The sequence below is a fragment of the Anoxybacillus sp. FSL W8-0104 genome (assembly GCF_038004465.1).
Lineage (GTDB): Bacteria > Bacillota > Bacilli > Bacillales > Anoxybacillaceae > Anoxybacillus > Anoxybacillus flavithermus_G.
In genome coordinates, this window is sequence record NZ_JBBOQU010000001.1 from 1,104,032 (window position 1) to 1,120,440 (window position 16,409).

At 42.7% G+C, this 16,409-nt stretch carries 18 protein-coding genes and 2 pseudogenes; 11 read left to right on the plus strand and 9 right to left on the minus strand.

Features of this window, described 5'->3' with window-relative positions:
- Positions 1–115: 115 nt before the first annotated feature.
- Complete coding sequence (locus tag NST18_RS05925; RefSeq protein WP_004890855.1) at positions 116–1,306, plus strand: MFS transporter; 1,191 nt, start codon at positions 116–118, stop codon at positions 1,304–1,306.
- 157 nt (positions 1,307–1,463) lie between these two features.
- Here the strand turns inward: NST18_RS05925 and NST18_RS05930 are convergent, their stop codons facing one another.
- Both NST18_RS05930 and NST18_RS05935 read right to left on the minus strand, forming a co-directional pair.
- Positions 1,464–2,168: a pirin family protein gene (locus NST18_RS05930; RefSeq protein ID WP_004890853.1), complete on the minus strand. Its 705-nt coding sequence runs from the start codon at positions 2,166–2,168 to the stop codon at positions 1,464–1,466.
- A gap of 11 nt (positions 2,169–2,179) precedes the next feature.
- Positions 2,180–2,578: a DoxX family protein gene (locus NST18_RS05935; protein ID WP_035018704.1), complete on the minus strand. Its 399-nt coding sequence runs from the start codon at positions 2,576–2,578 to the stop codon at positions 2,180–2,182.
- 432 nt (positions 2,579–3,010) lie between these two features.
- Here NST18_RS05935 and NST18_RS05940 point away from each other — a divergent pair, with 432 nt between their 5' ends.
- Positions 3,011–4,240, plus strand: coding sequence for an IS110 family transposase (locus NST18_RS05940; protein ID WP_064214420.1), 1,230 nt, complete (start codon positions 3,011–3,013; stop codon positions 4,238–4,240).
- 191 nt (positions 4,241–4,431) lie between these two features.
- Here NST18_RS05940 and NST18_RS05945 read toward each other — a convergent pair whose 3' ends face one another.
- Positions 4,432–4,872 (minus strand): MarR family winged helix-turn-helix transcriptional regulator, encoded by a 441-nt coding sequence (locus NST18_RS05945; protein WP_004890850.1) that lies wholly within the window; start codon positions 4,870–4,872, stop codon positions 4,432–4,434.
- Between the two features lie 180 nt (positions 4,873–5,052).
- Between NST18_RS05945 and NST18_RS05950 the strand changes: the two genes are divergently transcribed.
- The 4 genes and pseudogenes from NST18_RS05950 to nosD form a co-directional block, all read left to right on the plus strand.
- Positions 5,053–5,475, plus strand: a complete 423-nt coding sequence (locus tag NST18_RS05950) for a c-type cytochrome (RefSeq protein WP_035018702.1) — start codon at positions 5,053–5,055, stop codon at positions 5,473–5,475.
- Between the two features lie 18 nt (positions 5,476–5,493).
- Entirely contained in the window at positions 5,494–7,359 is a 1,866-nt protein-coding gene (gene nosZ, locus NST18_RS05955) for a Sec-dependent nitrous-oxide reductase (RefSeq protein ID WP_004890845.1), read from the plus strand.
- A gap of 49 nt (positions 7,360–7,408) precedes the next feature.
- Positions 7,409–7,975, plus strand: coding sequence for a hypothetical protein (locus tag NST18_RS05960; RefSeq protein ID WP_339170195.1), 567 nt, complete (start codon positions 7,409–7,411; stop codon positions 7,973–7,975).
- A pseudogene (gene nosD / locus NST18_RS05965) lies at positions 7,972–8,937 on the plus strand (nitrous oxide reductase family maturation protein NosD); the annotation flags it as partial. The gene NST18_RS05960 and the pseudogene nosD, both read left to right, overlap by 4 nt.
- Positions 8,938–8,960: 23 nt before the next feature.
- On the opposite strand, the gene NST18_RS05970 reads toward nosD, so the two are convergent.
- On the minus strand, positions 8,961–10,094 hold the full coding sequence (locus NST18_RS05970) for an IS4 family transposase (protein ID WP_088223289.1): 1,134 nt from the start codon (positions 10,092–10,094) through the stop codon (positions 8,961–8,963).
- Between the two features lie 85 nt (positions 10,095–10,179).
- On the opposite strand from NST18_RS05970, the gene NST18_RS05975 reads away from it, so the two are divergent.
- From NST18_RS05975 to NST18_RS05990, 4 genes are read left to right on the plus strand one after another with little or no spacing between them, the layout of a single operon-like run.
- On the plus strand, positions 10,180–10,530 hold the full coding sequence (locus NST18_RS05975; RefSeq protein WP_340721290.1) for a hypothetical protein: 351 nt from the start codon (positions 10,180–10,182) through the stop codon (positions 10,528–10,530).
- Entirely contained in the window at positions 10,527–11,324 is a 798-nt protein-coding gene (locus tag NST18_RS05980) for an ABC transporter permease subunit (RefSeq protein WP_064213992.1), read from the plus strand. Before NST18_RS05975 ends, NST18_RS05980 begins: the two co-directional genes overlap by 4 nt.
- Complete coding sequence (locus NST18_RS05985) at positions 11,321–11,992, plus strand: ABC transporter ATP-binding protein (protein ID WP_004890837.1); 672 nt, start codon at positions 11,321–11,323, stop codon at positions 11,990–11,992. Before NST18_RS05980 ends, NST18_RS05985 begins: the two co-directional genes overlap by 4 nt.
- A complete protein-coding gene (locus tag NST18_RS05990; protein ID WP_004890835.1) occupies positions 11,989–12,918 on the plus strand; it encodes a FixH family protein in 930 nt (309 codons plus the stop codon). The genes NST18_RS05985 and NST18_RS05990 overlap by 4 nt, the downstream gene beginning before the upstream one ends.
- Here the strand turns inward: NST18_RS05990 and NST18_RS05995 are convergent.
- The 5 genes from NST18_RS05995 to NST18_RS06015 all read right to left on the minus strand — a co-directional run bounded on the left by NST18_RS05995 (position 12,915) and on the right by NST18_RS06015 (position 15,701).
- The gene (locus tag NST18_RS05995) at positions 12,915–13,220 is read right to left on the minus strand and encodes a metal-sulfur cluster assembly factor (protein ID WP_004890833.1); all 306 of its coding nucleotides are present in this window, start codon (positions 13,218–13,220) and stop codon (positions 12,915–12,917) included. The genes NST18_RS05990 and NST18_RS05995 overlap by 4 nt on opposite strands.
- Positions 13,221–13,234: 14 nt before the next feature.
- On the minus strand, positions 13,235–14,488 hold the full coding sequence (locus tag NST18_RS06000) for a hypothetical protein (RefSeq protein ID WP_004890830.1): 1,254 nt from the start codon (positions 14,486–14,488) through the stop codon (positions 13,235–13,237).
- Positions 14,485–14,694 (minus strand): DUF2249 domain-containing protein, encoded by a 210-nt coding sequence (locus NST18_RS06005; protein WP_035019230.1) that lies wholly within the window; start codon positions 14,692–14,694, stop codon positions 14,485–14,487. Before NST18_RS06005 ends, NST18_RS06000 begins: the two co-directional genes overlap by 4 nt.
- Positions 14,695–14,699: 5 nt before the next feature.
- Entirely contained in the window at positions 14,700–14,930 is a 231-nt protein-coding gene (locus NST18_RS06010; protein WP_064213991.1) for a DUF2249 domain-containing protein, read from the minus strand.
- A 78-nt stretch (positions 14,931–15,008) separates the two neighbouring features.
- Positions 15,009–15,701 (minus strand): Crp/Fnr family transcriptional regulator, encoded by a 693-nt coding sequence (locus NST18_RS06015; RefSeq protein WP_004890822.1) that lies wholly within the window; start codon positions 15,699–15,701, stop codon positions 15,009–15,011.
- A gap of 423 nt (positions 15,702–16,124) precedes the next feature.
- Between NST18_RS06015 and NST18_RS06020 the strand changes: the two are divergent.
- Positions 16,125–16,391, plus strand: a pseudogene (locus NST18_RS06020) (GTP 3',8-cyclase MoaA); the annotation flags it as partial.
- Between the last annotated feature and the right edge of the window lie 18 nt (positions 16,392–16,409).

Sequence of the window (16,409 nt, forward strand, 5' to 3'; positions counted from 1 at the left end):
AGGTAGCGTCTCATCTGTGTGATGAGGCGCTTTTTATGAGTAAACAAAAAATTGAAATGTTGGCAGAAGGTATTATAATGTAAATATTCAATTTGTTTTCTAGGGAGAGAGGAAGATGCAAGCTAGTGTTGAACAACGCACAAATATGCAAACAGTCGTTTATCCGATTTTAATTGCCATTAGTATTGGTCATTTATTGAATGATGCCATGCAAGCTGTGGTGCCAGCGCTATTTCCGATTTTAGAATCATCCATGCGCTTATCTTATACACAAATTGGTTGGATTGCATTTACGCTGAATATGACTTCGTCTATCCTACAGCCGGTTGTCGGCTTGTTTTCCGATCGGTATCCATCGCCGAGCTTTTTGCCGCTTAGTATGGGAGCGAGCCTATTAGGTATGATTGGATTAGCGTTTGCACCTAATTTTTTCTTTGTGTTATTGTCCGTTTTATTCATTGGATTTGGTTCAGCTATATTTCATCCAGAAGGTTCGCGCGTCGTTTATTTTGCCGCTCGGGCGAGAAGGGGGTTCGCTCAATCCATTTATCAACTTGGCGGAAATACAGGCAACGCTCTTGCACCATTGTTTACAGCGCTCATTTTTGTTCCATTTGGTCAAAAGGGAGCAGTTTGGTTTGTCATTGTTGCAGCACTTGGAATGATTGTTTTATTTTGGGTGTCGAAGTGGTATGCTGTTCAATTGCATCAAGTGAACAAACGCCGGAAGGAAACGATGGGAGAGAAGAAACAAATAAGTCAAAAGATTATATTTGCACTTATCCTCCTAGTTCTTTTAGTATTTGCACGTTCGTGGTACTATGCTGGAATTTCAAATTATTATCAATTTTATTTGATGAAATATTACGATATTTCCATTCGTGAGGCGCAGCTTTATTTATTTGTTTTTATGATTGCTGGAGCGATCGGTACCGTTTTTGGCGGTCCGCTTGCTGATCGATTTGGGAGACGAAATTTAATTTTTGCATCCACGCTCGGTACGGCACCGTTTGCGCTCATTTTGCCATATGTGCCACTTCATTTTGTTTTGCCAATTATTTTTGTCACGGGTTTTATTTTATCGTCTAGTTTCGCTACGTTTGTCGTCTATGCACAAGAATTGCTTCCAGGAAATGTTGGGATGGCTTCGGGATTAATTGTTGGTCTTGCGTTTGGGATGGGGGCGCTTGGAGCGGTTGCACTTGGAAAAATTGCTGATGTGTATACGTTAAAAGCACTTATGGTCATGTGTAGTTTCCTTCCCTTATTTGGTGTCTTGACATTTTGGCTACCTAAGGAAACGTAAGTATCGCTTGTGGCTATACAGATGCCCGTTCAATAAGGCGAACGAGCATTTTTTCTTTTTGGGACTGTGTAAAAAAGTCATGCATTCGCATGTTAAAGTAATGAAAAAGCATATAGACATCAATCCGGCTTGCCCGTTTTTCTAGGCAAGTTGGCAACTATGGTAAGTCGATAAGCATAAATTGGCTATCTGCTTTTGCGGTAATATGCAATATTGGCGTATTTGTTATACGGGCGGCGTCACGACGGTGTAATATCGTTTCGTCGTTTAACGTAATCTCCCCCTCGATAACAAACAAATATATTCGACGTCCTTCTTGTTGTTGGAATGTAACGTGCTGGTTACTTTCTAGATTAGATAAATACATCGTTATGTCTTGATGAATGTAGGCAACTTCATTTCCGGCCTGTGTTTTCGAAACAATAGGCAATAAACGGTTCTTCATTTTTTGAATATCGTATGAAACTTGTTCATATGACGGGGTAAGGCCGCGTGCTTCAGGTAGAAACCAAAGTTGTAGAAGATTGACTTCTTCTGTAGCAGATGGATTCATTTCTGAATGTACAATGCCTGTTCCGGCTGTCATCCGTTGTACTTCACCGAATGAAATGATGCGATGATTGCCGAGATTATCGCGATGTTCAAGTTGTCCTTTTAGAACGACTGTAACAATTTCCATTTCTTGATGGGGGTGCGCTCCAAAACCACGTTGTGGCGCGATGATATCATCATTAAATACACGTAATGGACCAAAGTGCATATTGTTTCGATCAAAGTATTCAGCGAATGAAAAACTAAAATAGCTTTGTAGCCAACCGTGGTTTGATTGAAACCGTTTATGTCCAGGATATACGTGAATCATGGTGTGCCTCCTTATTTTATGAGTGCATCAATTGAGTAGTCGCCTGCGCCGATAAGAGCAATACCGATCACAACAACAATCAAAATAAAGTTGTACTCAAAGCCATTTTGAGTGACCCAAAATCCATTCGGAGCGTGCACTTTTACAATAGCGACGACCATTGTAGCAGCGAGCAACAAAGCGGCAAATGGGGTGAACAGCCCGAGAGCAAACAACAATCCCCCAACGAACTCCGCTAGGCCAGCAATGAGTGCCATTGTCACTCCCGGTTTTAACCCAATGGACTCAAGCCACCCACCTGTTCCTTTTAAGCCGTATCCTCCGAACCATCCAAACAACTTTTGAGCCCCATGACCGACAAACGTTAAACCAACAGCGAGACGAATAAGTAAAATACCAATGTGCATCATGATCATTTCTCCTCGTATAGTATGTTTAGAAAGATTTTTAAATCGAATTTCCAGTTGGATATGCTCCTTGACAATCGCATATGTGTAAGTGATTTGCCCACGGGGGAGGGGCGCGCCCCTCCCCCGTGGATGGCACTACATCGGGGTTGGACTTTTCGCGATGTTCTTGGATAATGGTCTTAGGATCATCGGGGACACTCTTCTCTCTCCTGTAGCTTTGACTACTTAGAAAGTCTGTCTCCCCGGCTCCTGTTCGGACTTCTAACCCGCAGGCTGTTCCCGTTGGTTTCCCATGCTGGAAGGAGCAGCTTCCAGGCAGCCCATGGCCCAACGTGAGTTCTCATATGCGAGGGTGACTGGTCAACAGGCGCGGTCCGGGGGCATCCCGAAGAGTCCCAACCCCACGATCCTACTACGATTGGAGGTGATCTCATGAAACTCTACGTCGGGATTGACGTGAGCTCAACGGACTTATACACGTGTATCATGGATCAAGAAGGAAACACGTGCGCCCAATTCAAGGTGGACAATCATCTCCTTGGCGCGACCTTCCTTCGCGATCAAATCCTCCTGTGGGCCAACAAGCTCCAACCATCCGAAATTCTCATCGGGATGGAAGCCACTTCGGTCTACAGCTGGCATCCAGCGATGTTTTTCCACCAACAGGAGGAGCTGAAGTCTTGGAATGTCAAGGTGTTTACCATCAATCCAAAGCTCATTCGCAAATTTAAAGAAGCGTACACTGACTTGGATAAAACGGACGGCATCGATGCGTGGATCATCGCCGATCGGCTTCGCTTTGGCCGTTTGAAAGTGACAGCTGTCATGCAAGAACAGTTTATCGCCCTTCAACGGCTCACGCGCATGCGCTATCATCTCGTCCATCAGCTGACTCGGGAAAAGCAGTACTTCCTCCAACACTTGTTTTACAAGTGCAGTTCCTTTACCCAAGAGGTGGACAGCTCCGTGTTCGGACATGCCATCTTAGAGCTTCTTCTCGAGTCGTTTAGCTTAGACGAAATCAGTCAGATGGACGTGCAACAGCTCGCTGACTTCTTGCGCCAAAAAGGACGCAATCGCTTTGCCGATCCGGAATGCATCGCCAAGTCCATTCAAAAGGCGGCTCGTTCGTCGTATCGGCTTTCCAAATGTGTCGAGGATTCCATCGACTTGCTTTTAGGGCTATCGATTCAATCCATCCGTAGCCTTCAAGCGCAAATTAAAGAGCTAGATAAAGCGATTACTCGCCATTTGGAAGGCATCCCAAATACGTTACAAACGATTCCCGGCATTGGTCCGGTCTACGCCGCTGGCATCTTAGCCGAAATTGGACAAATCGAGCGCTTTGACAACCAAGCCGCCTTAGCAAAGTATGCAGGTTTGACTTGGTCTAAGCACCAGTCCGGTCGGTTCCAAGCCGAGGAGACTTCCCTCATTCGTTCCGGCAATCGCTATCTCCGTTACTACCTAGTGGAGGCTGCCAACTCGGTACAACGGCATGATGCGTCGTTTCGCACCTATTACCGGAAGAAGTATGAGGAAGTACCAAAGCACCAACACAAACGAGCCCTCGTCCTCACCGCTCGAAAACTCGTGCGTGTGATCGATGCGCTGCTACGCAACGGTCAAATCTACACGCCAAGAAAGGGGGAAGATCGATAGGGGTATCGATCTAACTGATTTTGCATTAAAACCCAGTTAATGACATAAGACAAGACTGGGCTTCTTAAGTATTGCCTTTTTTCGGGTCATCGGACAATCGAATTTCCAATTTCGATGATTTTTCACCTTGACATATTACCGCAGGACTTTCATATATCTTGATTTCAAGATAAAAGTTGTGCGATAGGCCTTTAAAAAGGCGCTAATGAAAGACCTATCTTTTTGAGCAAATGAATCGCCATTTCTTTTTCATCTGTGGACAAAGATTGGAAAATCTCCAACATTTTTTGTGCGTGTTGCGGAAAAATGTGATCCATTAGTGCTTTTCCTTCGTCAGTAATAACAGCGTACGTAATGCGCCGATCTTTTTCACAACGTTGCCGGACAATATATCCTTTTTCTTCGAGTTTGTCGACGACATATGTCATACTTCCACTAGTGAGTAAAATTTTGTCACCTATTTGTTGAATCGGCTGCGCTCCTTTATGATACAGTAAATCGAGCACACCAAACTCCGTTGGGTTTAGTCCGTAACGTTGGATGTCATGCTTAACATGTTCGGATACGGCTTTATGTGCCCTAGAAAGAACAACGAATAGTTTTAACGATAATGTTTGCTCGTTTTGATTCATACGCATCAACCTTTATCTTGACTTCAAGATAATTATAAACTTACGAAAAGTAAGTTGTCAACGGTTAATATGTCATCATTTGTTCAAAAAATTCCATCGTCAAGTGATTTGTAGCACAACTTGAATTTTATGTAAGACATTATAATAGATTGTGAAGGAAAAATGAAAAGAGGTGAGGAAATGAAACAGTCACTGCTTATTTTTTTGCTTAGCGCTGTTATAGGCTTGGCGGGTGGATATACATATTTCCATTTCGCTAACAAAGAGCCTGCCAAAGAACAACCAACAGCTACTGAGCAAAGCAACGAAACATCGACTGAACAAAAGGACACCACTGTAAGTTCGAAGGAGGGGGAAATCTTTAAACAAAAAGGGTGTATTTCTTGTCACGCTATTTCTAAATTGAACGTGCAAGGCGGTACGACAGGACCGGACTTATCGAACGCTTATGTAGAAGTCGAAGAAAAACATGGAAAACCAATTGATGAGTTTTTAAAGGAGCCAACGTCTGCGGTGATGTCTGGCGTAATCAAATCGAATCCATTAACGGATGAAGAACGAAAAGCGATCGTTCAAGCGTTAAAAGTTGCCTCGGAAAAATAAACGAAAAGAGGTGTTCGTATGAAGAAAAAATGGATTTCCGCCATTTCTGGATTGGCTGTCGGTGTGTTAGCTTCCACTGTTTTTTTCGGCGATTTTTCTCCAAAACAACCGACTTCAACGGCATCTGCGAAAACTAATGCGGAAAAAGTATACGTTCCGTTTGGTGAGAAAGATGAATACTACTTATTTGCTTCTGGTGGCCACTCAGGACAGTTATTTGTATATGGTGTTCCATCGCTTCGACGCATTCGAACTGTCCCTGTATTTTCACTTGACTCCGCTACTGGATATGGATGGGACGAACATTCGAAAAAAATGCTTGGCGGCTACACATGGGGAGATTTGCACCATCCTGCGCTTTCCGAAACGAACGGAGATTATGACGGAAAATATTTATTTGCGACCGATGTCGCCAACAGCCGTGCGGCAGTGATGGATTTGAAAACGTTTACCGTTAAAGACATTATTAGTGTGCCAAATACAAGCGGTCCACACTGTGCGGCATTTGTGACGGAAAACACGGAATATTTGTTTTTGCCGACGCGTTTTGCCGTTCCGCTTGGGGATAAATATGAATCGCTCGATGACTACAGCACAAAATACCGCGGCGTGATGAGCGCTGTCACATTTGATGAAAACGAGCAAAAATTAAATATTGCCTACCAAGTGGCGTTGCCGCCATGGTCATATGACTTGTCCGATGCAGGAAAAAAAGTATCAAAAGACTGGGCGGTTATTACGACATATAACACAGAAGAAGCAACAACGAACTTAGAAATTAACGCTTCCAAGGAAGACCGCGACTTTATCGTTTTATTTAACTGGCGGGAGCTTGAGAAAATGGTGAAAGAGGGAAAATACGATACGGTTGAGGGGCAAAAAGTGATTTTCCCAGAAAAACATGAAGGCGGCATTTATTTAATACCGGTAGCAAAATCGCCGCACGGAGTAGACGTCACCCCTGACGGCAAGCGATTTATCGCTTCAGGGAAATTAGCGCCATTACTTACTGTCTTCTCGTTTGAAAAGGCGTTTAAAGCGATTGAAAATAAAGAGTTTGCTGGTGAACGAAACGGAATCCCAATTTTAAAATATGAATCTGTCATGGAGCGTGAAGTGAATCCAGAAAATGCACTTGGACCACTTCATACCCAATTCGATGATAAAGGAATGGCGTATACGACGATGTTCATTTCCTCTGAAGTCGTCAAATGGGATCCGAACACAGGCGAAGTGCTTGACCGTGTGCCGGTGCAATATTCGCCAGGCCACTCGGTTGCTGCGGAAGGCGACACCGTTTCTCCAGACGGAAAATATTTAGTTTCGTTGAATAAATTGGCAAAAGACAGCTATTTATCTGTTGGACCATCGCACCCAGAGTCGATGCAGTTAATTGATATTAGCGGCAAAATGGAAGTGATTCAATCGGCACCGGTCGATCCGGAACCGCACTACGGGCAAATGATTAAAGCAGATAAAATTAAAACGATTGAAGTATATCCAAAAGACGAGAAAAACCCGTACGCTGTCTTTAATCAAAAAGATACGCGCATCGTCCGCAAAGGGAACGAAGTGCACGTATATGGTATTGCGATGCGTTCGAAATTCATTTTTGACGCGAAAGCAAAACGTCCAGATGTCATAGAGGTAAACGAAGGCGATAAAGTATTCATTCACCTTACAAACATCGACCGCGACGAAGATATTACACACGGCTTTGCGATTAATAAATACAACATTAATATTGAAGTGCAGCCAGGGCAAACGAACACAGTAGAATTTGTGGCGGATAAAGCAGGAACATATCCAATTTATTGCACAAACTTTTGTTCGGCATTGCACCAAGAAATGACAGGATATTTACTCGTCAAACCAAAGCAATAAGAAAAAGGGGGGAATCTTTCCCCCTTTTAATTAAAAGGAAGTGAAAAGAATGAAGAAAGCGAAATTATCTGTTTCATCCGCACTCATCATTAGCTGTGCGGCTGTTTTAATCGGTGCATCGCTCTTTTTTCCGTGGTGGGGAATGCGGTTTGTTGCACCGCAATATCCTGAGGGACTCGATATTATTGTCTATCCCAATAAGCTGAAAGGAAATATCGACATTATTAATGGGTTGAACCATTATATCGGCATGAAACCGTTCAGCGAAGAAAGCTTTCCGGAATTGTCGTATTTGCCGTACGTTATCGGGGCGCTGGCGGTTTTGACGTTAGTGGTCGCGTGGCTTCGCGATAAACGATGGCTGTTCGGACTAATCATTGTTTTTGCTTTCGGTGGATTGTTAGGGCTTTATGATCTTCATCGCTGGTTAGTTGACTTCGGAACAAATTTAAGCGATGATGCACCAATTAAAATCGAACCGTTCGTTCCGCCAGTGTTTGGGGAAAATCGCATCGCTAACTTTGTGACGAACAGCTATTTTTCTACCGGTGCGTATATGATTGGGGCAGCATTTCTCTTGCTTATACTTCCGTTATGGAGGGAGCGAAAACGATGAAAAAGTGGTTGCTTGGGCTTGTCCTTCTTTTCTTTCCGTTCCTCTCTCCACCGGCGACTTATGCAGAGGGGACGCTGCAACAACTAATTGATGAAACGCCAGCGAACGGAACGCTTTTATTAAAAAATAAAACATATGTCGGCGATATCGTTATCGAAAAGCCGATAACGATTAAAGGGGCAGCCCATACGGTTATTAAAGGAAGCGGCAACGGAAACGTCATCAGTATTCGCGCACCGCATGTGACGATTGCGAATGTGACGGTGACAAATAGCGGGAAAAGTCGTAGCACACAAGAAGAGTATGCCGCCATTAAAGTATATTCCGATAATAACACGTTGAAACATATTACGATTACCAATTCGTTTCACGGTATTTACTTAAGCCAAGCTCATCATAATGTCGTCGAATATGTGCGCGTCATTGGGAAAAGTGGGGAGATAGCTGGACAAGGGAATGGATTGCACGTGTATTACTCTAATTTTAACAAGCTTGCCCATAATACAATTGTCGGAACGAGAGACGGCATGTTTTTTGACTACGCCAATCATAACGTTGTGAAAGATAATGACGTTTCGCGTACAAGATACGGACTTCATTATATGTATTCAGACGATAACGAGTTTTACCGAAACCGATTTACGTTAAATACTGGCGGTGCGGCAATTATGAATTCGAATCGCATCGTGTTAAAAGGTAATGAATTTTTGTTAAATAAAGGAATGCGTTCGTTTGGAGTGTTGTTGCAAATGGCGAATGACAACAAAATTATTGGTAACGAATTTTATCAAAACGAACGAGCGTTCTATATTGATCAATCGACGAACAACTTTATGGAGGGCAATACGATTGTCAAAAACCAAATTGGCGTTGAATTATGGGGAAGTTCACAGCGCCAAACATTTACGAACAATCGTTTTTGGAATAATACGATTTCTGTATTAAGTTTAGGGGGCGAAGAAAATAATCGCTTCACGGCTGTTGATTATCCAAAATTAGGCATACTCCTCCCATATATTCGGGCATACTCAAATAAGACAGCTGCCATCTCGGATTTCCATTCGAGAGGAAGTTGCCCAGAGAAAAAACGACGGACAAACGAAAGAAAGGTAAGGGACGAGGTTGTCCGTTTTTCCGTTCGATGATATAGCCATCTCAGTAACACATAAGCGATAAATGCCGCAAAAAGTTGGTTGTATACCGCATGCTCGTTGGTGCCAAATAAGGTCGGAACGTTTAGATATTGCTTGATCCATCGGAAAAACACTTCCACTGTCCAACGTTCTTGATACATCTCGGCAATCTTTTCCGCCGATGCCTCTAAGACGTTCGTGACCACACGGATTTCATGCCCGTTCGCATCCTGAAAGATCACGACGCGATGGCGCTTTTTGGAACGACATTGTTTCGTTCCTAACTGGCAAGTAAAATCCGCCACAATAGAAGAAGAGGAGGAAGAAAGGCGCTTTAGGCTCTTTTTTTGATGGATCTCGACATTGTCTTTCATCCGAATCACAAACGGTTGCTTCTGTTCGACAAACCGATCGAGGCGTTCAATTTTAAAGTACGCTCGATCTTCGACAAGAACCGTTTGTACGTCTGTGAGCCGCTCTCCCACCGGTCCATCGTGGCGCAACCCTACGGTTTCTACGATGTCGCTCGGCATTTGTTGCTCAGGGGAATACGCGACGTGCATTTTCACTCCGGATCGTTCCCCATGATAGGGTGCCCATGTCAGGCGGTTTTTCCCCACGGTGACGGTCGTGGAGTCTACTATACGCAATGCTTTTGGAAAGCGAAGCGAACGGCGGGTTTGGCGATTGCACTTAGAAACAACCAAAGCAAATAAGCGCTTCATCACCTCGTACGGAACTTCTTTCGCTTTCTTAGAAACCGTCGAGTAATGAAACGTCGGCAATCCGTACATTTTCGCCACATCGGCACCATGACGGAAACTTTTCCATTCGTGAAGTGCCGCCAGCAGAAAAAAATCAACCAACGTGCGCACCGTAAACGTCCGCGAAGTGTCATGGTAGCCAACGGCTTCGGTAATCGACTGGAGATCTTCATCAGAAACAATTTTTTGCATCAAATTTGGGAGTGTGGTATGCTTGTGCATAGAGAGCACCTCCTAGGTTTGTTTGTGTTGTTACTTACATTCTACAGGAAAGGTGCTCTTTTTTCTATGTTTTTTATGGATATTATTGGTTAATCAACACGCCTGTAATCGCTTCAGTTTTCGTGGCGTAGGAAATCATTGGGGAGACGACGCGCACTTTTTTGACTTAAATCAAGACGGAAAAGGCGATTCTCCGTTTCAATATAAATCATCGTTACACAAAATCGTCGAACAAAATGAATTAGCGTATTTATTTTTAAATACACCAAGCATTAAACTATACGAAAAAATAAACGAGTTGATGCACGAAACAGAAGTTATGGCAACCGACAATCATCCGTTTGTCGATCGCCACAGCATGCCGTGGACAACGATATTAGTTGCGCTTGTAATGATGGTCTGGATTTTACAAAGCAAAAGGGGTCAACGACAATGAACTTTATTTGGAAAGAATGGTTAGAAATTTCTCGTGGAAAAGCGTTTTGGCTTTTCTTTATTTTGGTAGTTGCTACGTCTTTTTCCGTTTTTTTAAACACAAAAAATTTGCCGGTAGATGAAGGATTTGCAGTGTTTTTATTAACGCTGTTTGAAATGAATATTTATGTCATCCCAATTCTTTGTCTCTTTTTTGCTTCATTTGCTGTGATGCAAGAAAAAGAGTTTAAGACGCTCCTTATGATGATGGCGCGCAGCGGTTCATACGGCTCGTTTTTATGGCGAAAAAGCGTAGCAGTGCAAACGATCACGATCGGCATGTTTCTCCTTTCGTATTTTGTACTGATGATACCAGTAAAATTTGTTTTTTCGTTTCACGCGACACATTTTCTTTCTTTTTTAGCTGCTATCACGGTGCTCATTGTCATCTTTAATCAAATTGGGCTATTGTTAGGAAGCGTTTGCCGAACGAAAATTCAACTGATCGGTGCGAACTTATTTGTTCTTTTCTTTTTCTTATATTTGTACGATTTCGTGTTGCTTTATATGTTGCCGAACGTCACTTATGATAACGTCCAAAGCTTTGCGCTCCTTTATTTCTTGCAGCCGATGCATACGCTTCGTTTCTTTTTAGAAACGTCGCTTGGTGTTTTTTCGCTCGATTATTTATCGCGAACGATGGAAAAATTTTTCTCATTTCCAGCGCTAACGTTAGTAGCACTCAATATCGTCGTTTGGGTTGGTATCGTCTTTTTCGCTTCTGTCTTGTTTTATCGGAAGGGGGAACAAGGATGATTGTTATGGAACATGTCACCGTCGCGTACAAGCAGAAAAAAGTGTTAGACGATGTTTCACTTGTCGTGGGGAAAGGAGAGCGGTGCGCGCTTATCGGAAGAAACGGAGCGGGCAAATCGACGCTTATTTCGAGTGTGTTAAATATGATCCCGATAAAGCAAGGGAAAATTTCGATTTGCGGCATCCCAAACAAACAACACCAGTGGAAACCGCATGTCGCTTATTTGCCGGAAAAGTTTCAGCTATATCCTCATTTGACAGGAGAAGAAAATATTCGCTTTTTCGCGTCATTGAACGGTTCGGCTGTCAATGAACAAAAAATCGAAGAGGCGTTGAAATTAGTCGGATTGTGGGAAGAGCGAAACGTCCGAAGCAAAGAATATTCCAAAGGGATGCTTCAACGGCTTGGGCTTGGAATTATGCTTTATTATGATGCCGACCTTTTTATATTGGATGAGCCGACGAGCGGACTAGACCCGATGGGACGGGCCGATATTTTGTCGATTTTGCATTCGTTGCACGGCAAAACGATTTTTCTATCTTCGCATCATTTAGACGAAGTGAAGCAAATTTGTACTCATATTGCTTATTTAGAGAACGGAAAAATGACGAAATATACGTTAGCGGAATTTGAAGCTAACGTGATGTATGGGGAGGAGAGAAGATGAGGAAACTAACCGTTTTTCTTTTCAGCTTGTTATTTTTGTTCACAGGATGTTCGAACGGTGACTGGGAAGTGACGATAAAGACGACTCCATTTTATAAAGAAGGGGTAGCGGCTCCGTTTGCCGTACAAATTAAAGAAAACGGAAAACTAGCTAAACAATTAAAAGTTCATGCGACGTTTGAAATGAGCAATATGGATCATGGGAAAATTGAGGTAGATTTGCACGAGAAAGAAAATGGCGTTTACGAAGGAAATGTACAGCTACCAATGGAAGGAGATTGGGAAGCGCTTCTTGTCATTAAGAAAGGGAATGACAAAGTCGAAAAATTGCTAAAAATGCATGTAAAAAAAGAAACAGCAGTCGCCAAAATCGGTAAAGAAAAAATTACGATGAACGACGTTCGTTTTTATCAAGCGTTGAGTAAAATCGAAATTGCGATTCAAAAAGAACGCGCGCAAGCAACGTATAAAGGAGCCGCGCTAAACGAACAACTTGCCTACTGGAATCGAAGAGAGCAGTACGCACATCGATTGGATCAAGCTTTGTCACACTTAGTAGAGTTGCAGGTGATGGCTTTATTAGCTGAAGAAAAAGGACATGTTGTTACAAAGCAAGAAATCACGAAAACGATTGCTGCACTTCGCCATCAATATGAGCGCTATGAAGTTGTTCAACAAATGATTGATACGTATGGAGAAAAAAAGTTTTGGGAAGATTATTCCCACTATAGTAAACTCCGTTTGCTGGTGAGCGATGTTTACAACGATTTGGCAGGTGCAGTGAGAAAAGCGAACCCAACCGTCAACGACAACGAGATTCGCTATTTAGCGCAAAAACAATATAACGAGTTGTTTATTTCTCAAATCAATTCATTGCAAATCGATTTGTATATTCAGGGGCAAACAGAAGGTCGTTTGCCCCATTAATTTGATAAAAAGCCCAATTGCCGTAGTGCGGCTTCGCTCATTCGCTCTGGTGTCCATGGCGGATTCCACGTAATTTGTACATCGACATCTTTTACCCCCTCCATGTGTGCAAGCGCTCGTTTGACACCACCAACAATGGAATCGTGAAGCGGGCAGCCTGGGGTAGTAAGTGTCATCACTATTGTCACAACTCCGTCATCAATTCGCAAATCATAAATTAACCCTAAATCCACGACATTAATTCCTAGTTCTGGATCATATACGGTGCGCAGTTGCTCCATGACCATTTCTTTTAATTCCATTTGTTTTTCCTCCCTTATTTTCGTAATACGGCGATGATTGTTCCTGCAAACAAAAGAGAAAATGCAACCATTCCACCTTGCGCAACATAAAATAACGGCAAGCTAGAAACAATAAGCGCTAGGATGACACCGATAAAGCTAACGAGAAATAGCCCGCAGGTAAAAACAGTACATTTTTCATTTATCATTTGCTTTAACGTCGGTACGTTTTCTTTGCCGATTTTTTGGCTATAGCGGTGCGTCCACCATAAAAACGGCACGATTTTATATAAATAACCGACAATGCTTAAAATAATCCATCCGAAAAGATACCCGTATATAATCACGCCAAAACCGGCCGTATTTCCTATGATTGCGAACAGAAAAGCGAATCCATGTAGGCAAAGCGCGATAGCGATTGCGAAAAGCGCAAATAAAAACGGACGATCTAATTTTTTCTTGACCCGCTTTCGCAAAATCGTTACGATATGGTAGCTAAATAGCGCAAACCCAAGCAACAAAAGTCCTGTTCCACTAGCGAAAAGAGCAGAACTGTTCATGAAAAAGCTGAAAAAGGTAACGGCGAGTCCGCTGACGTAAAAGGTGTACACATAGCGGGCAAGCGTCATCGAAAATCCGTGCGCCAACGAAAACATCGGCACCATTTTGTAAGAAAAGCCGATAATAAGCAACGTAAACCATCCGGCAATTCCTAATAATAGATGTGTTTTTAGCATGAATACATGATCTGCTATTTTGCTGCCGCTAAAAAAATGAAACGAAAGCGCTATTCCTAAAGAAACCGTCAATAGCAAGCAAAAAAGCGCTGTACTGACAAATAACGTCATGATATTTTTTGCCGGCTGTTTTTTTAGCGTCATCGCCATTTGGATGAAAAAAAGAACAAACCCGAGCATAAGCAACAAGCCAGCGAAAAACACGAACTCCATTTTCCAAAGGAAACTAATCGAAAGCAGAAAAATGCCAAGTGCGGTGATAAAAAATTGCACAAATCCTAATGTTTCGTTCCATATCGGCGTTAAAAAGGCAACTGGAACGAGTTGATACATCGCGCCCATCGCGACCATTAACGCCCAACCGAGCACTGCTAGATGCATCGCCGCCCATACGCTAGGGATACGGAACGCCCCTTGAACGAGCGATGTGCCGGAAAAAAGCAACATCGCTTCAGAAGCGATGAACGCAACGACGCCAAATAAAATAAAAGAAAACGGCAAGCGAATATTTGTTTCATACGTTTGTTGTGTCGAAGGAAACATCGTCGTCATCCCTTTGTAATCGTAATTTCAAAGCTCCCGTCCTCGCGCTCTTTCGTTTTATAAAGATAGCCAAGTTCGTCAAGCTGTTCGTATAAAAACATCGGGCGGCGGTCATTAATAATCGTTAATGTCTCTCCTTTAGGAAGCGTTTCTAATGCCGCAAGCGTCCGCATCATCGGTTGCGGTGGTTCTAATCCACGATTATCTAAGATCATCGTTCTCACCCCTGCTTGACAAACGTCACTTTCCAATGTTTTTTGACGAGTTGTTCCGCTTCATACGTAAATCCTTTCGCTTTCATTACCGCAAAAAGTGGGACGGGCTTAAACGGTGCATGTAAAATAAACGTATCACCCACTTCGAGCGGTTGAACAGCGTTCATAATTTTTTGGAACGGCTCCAACTTTTTTTGCAAATCATCACGAACATCCAACTCCACGATTTTTCCCATCGTTCTCCCCCTTTCATGATCTCTTCACTTTCTATGATAGTGATTTTCACTCGTGGGTATTGTGATTTCTGTCACATATTATAAAAAAATCTCCTTTTCCAATTTTTCTGCATCAATTAAGTAATAGCCATTGTCATCAATATCGATCAGTCCTTTTCGCTTCAATTGGCTGAGCGTACGACTAATTGTTTCGCGCGATGTGCCAATCATATTGGCGAGTTCGCGGTTTGTAAAATGCGTCGTTAAGCGATGGAATCGTCCTTGCGAGACTGCGTTTGTTTTTGTCAGTCGCAATAAAAGCAAAATAATTTGTTCATACGTATTATGGAGAATTTGTTCTTCTAGGCGGTTTTGTAGGTCGATAATTTTTTCTCCCATCACGCGAAATAGTTTCATGCACAATTCTGGGTAACAAATAAGCGTTTGTTCAAATTCGGCGATTGGAATGGCAATGAGCGTTGCTTCTTCCATCACTTCCGCATGGGCTGGGTAGCTTCCACGACGGAAAAAGCCAGCGTGCGGGAACATTTCTCCTGTTTGCAAAATCGACACAATTTGTTCTTTGCCGTTAATATCCGTTTTGTAAATCTTTACTGTTCCTGATTGAATAAAAAAGACACGTTCAAGCGGCTCTCCTTGCATAAAGACGAACGTTCGCGGTTTATAAACACGCACTTGAGAAATTTTCACGATTGAGTCAAGTTCTTGATCGGATAATTCCCGAAAAAGCGCGACATTTTTCAACCTTGTTTTAATCCAATCATGCGTCATATTATCCACTCCTTATGGAATTTCTAAGCAAAATTTTACGTTGTTTTCTATTGAGAAGCTGTGACATAAATCATAACTTTTCGTGAACGTGTGACGAAAATCATAGGGAACGTTTGCGACATCTCACATAACGGAACATTTTTCAGCGCTACAACGAGAACGAAAGAACGAAAAGGAAGGTGGAGGGATATGGAAATAAACCGGAACGTTCGCGCATCGGTCGCTCGTTCAACGCAAAACAGCTTTTTAAAGTCTGTCTTTTTGTAGAATGTTTTCGGACGTTGTTTTTCCAATTGATATGGTATACTTGTTCGTAATACCGTTTTTGTTGTGTGGGCGATGTCACAGAGCGATGAACGGTTGTTTCCTATAGTGAAAATAGAACGATGCGTAAAATAATGATGGATAAAGAATTTATGCTTGGTCGGCTTTATTTCCTTGGTGACGGAATCTTTTTGCCAAAGCTGTACACGAGCGCGCATTGCTGCTAATGGGACGCTTTATATGTGCTTGTTCGCTACGGAAGGGGTATCATTGAAACAACTGTTGCGCCAAGGAGCAGATCGAACAGCGCTGAAACAGCTTATTGTTGATACGTGGAACAAGCGAACCGATCGTTATTCGGATGAGCGAACGGAGCAAACCGCGAAAATGCGCAAGAAAATCGAAATGTCCTATATTGGTGGATAAAAAATGGGATCGCTTTTA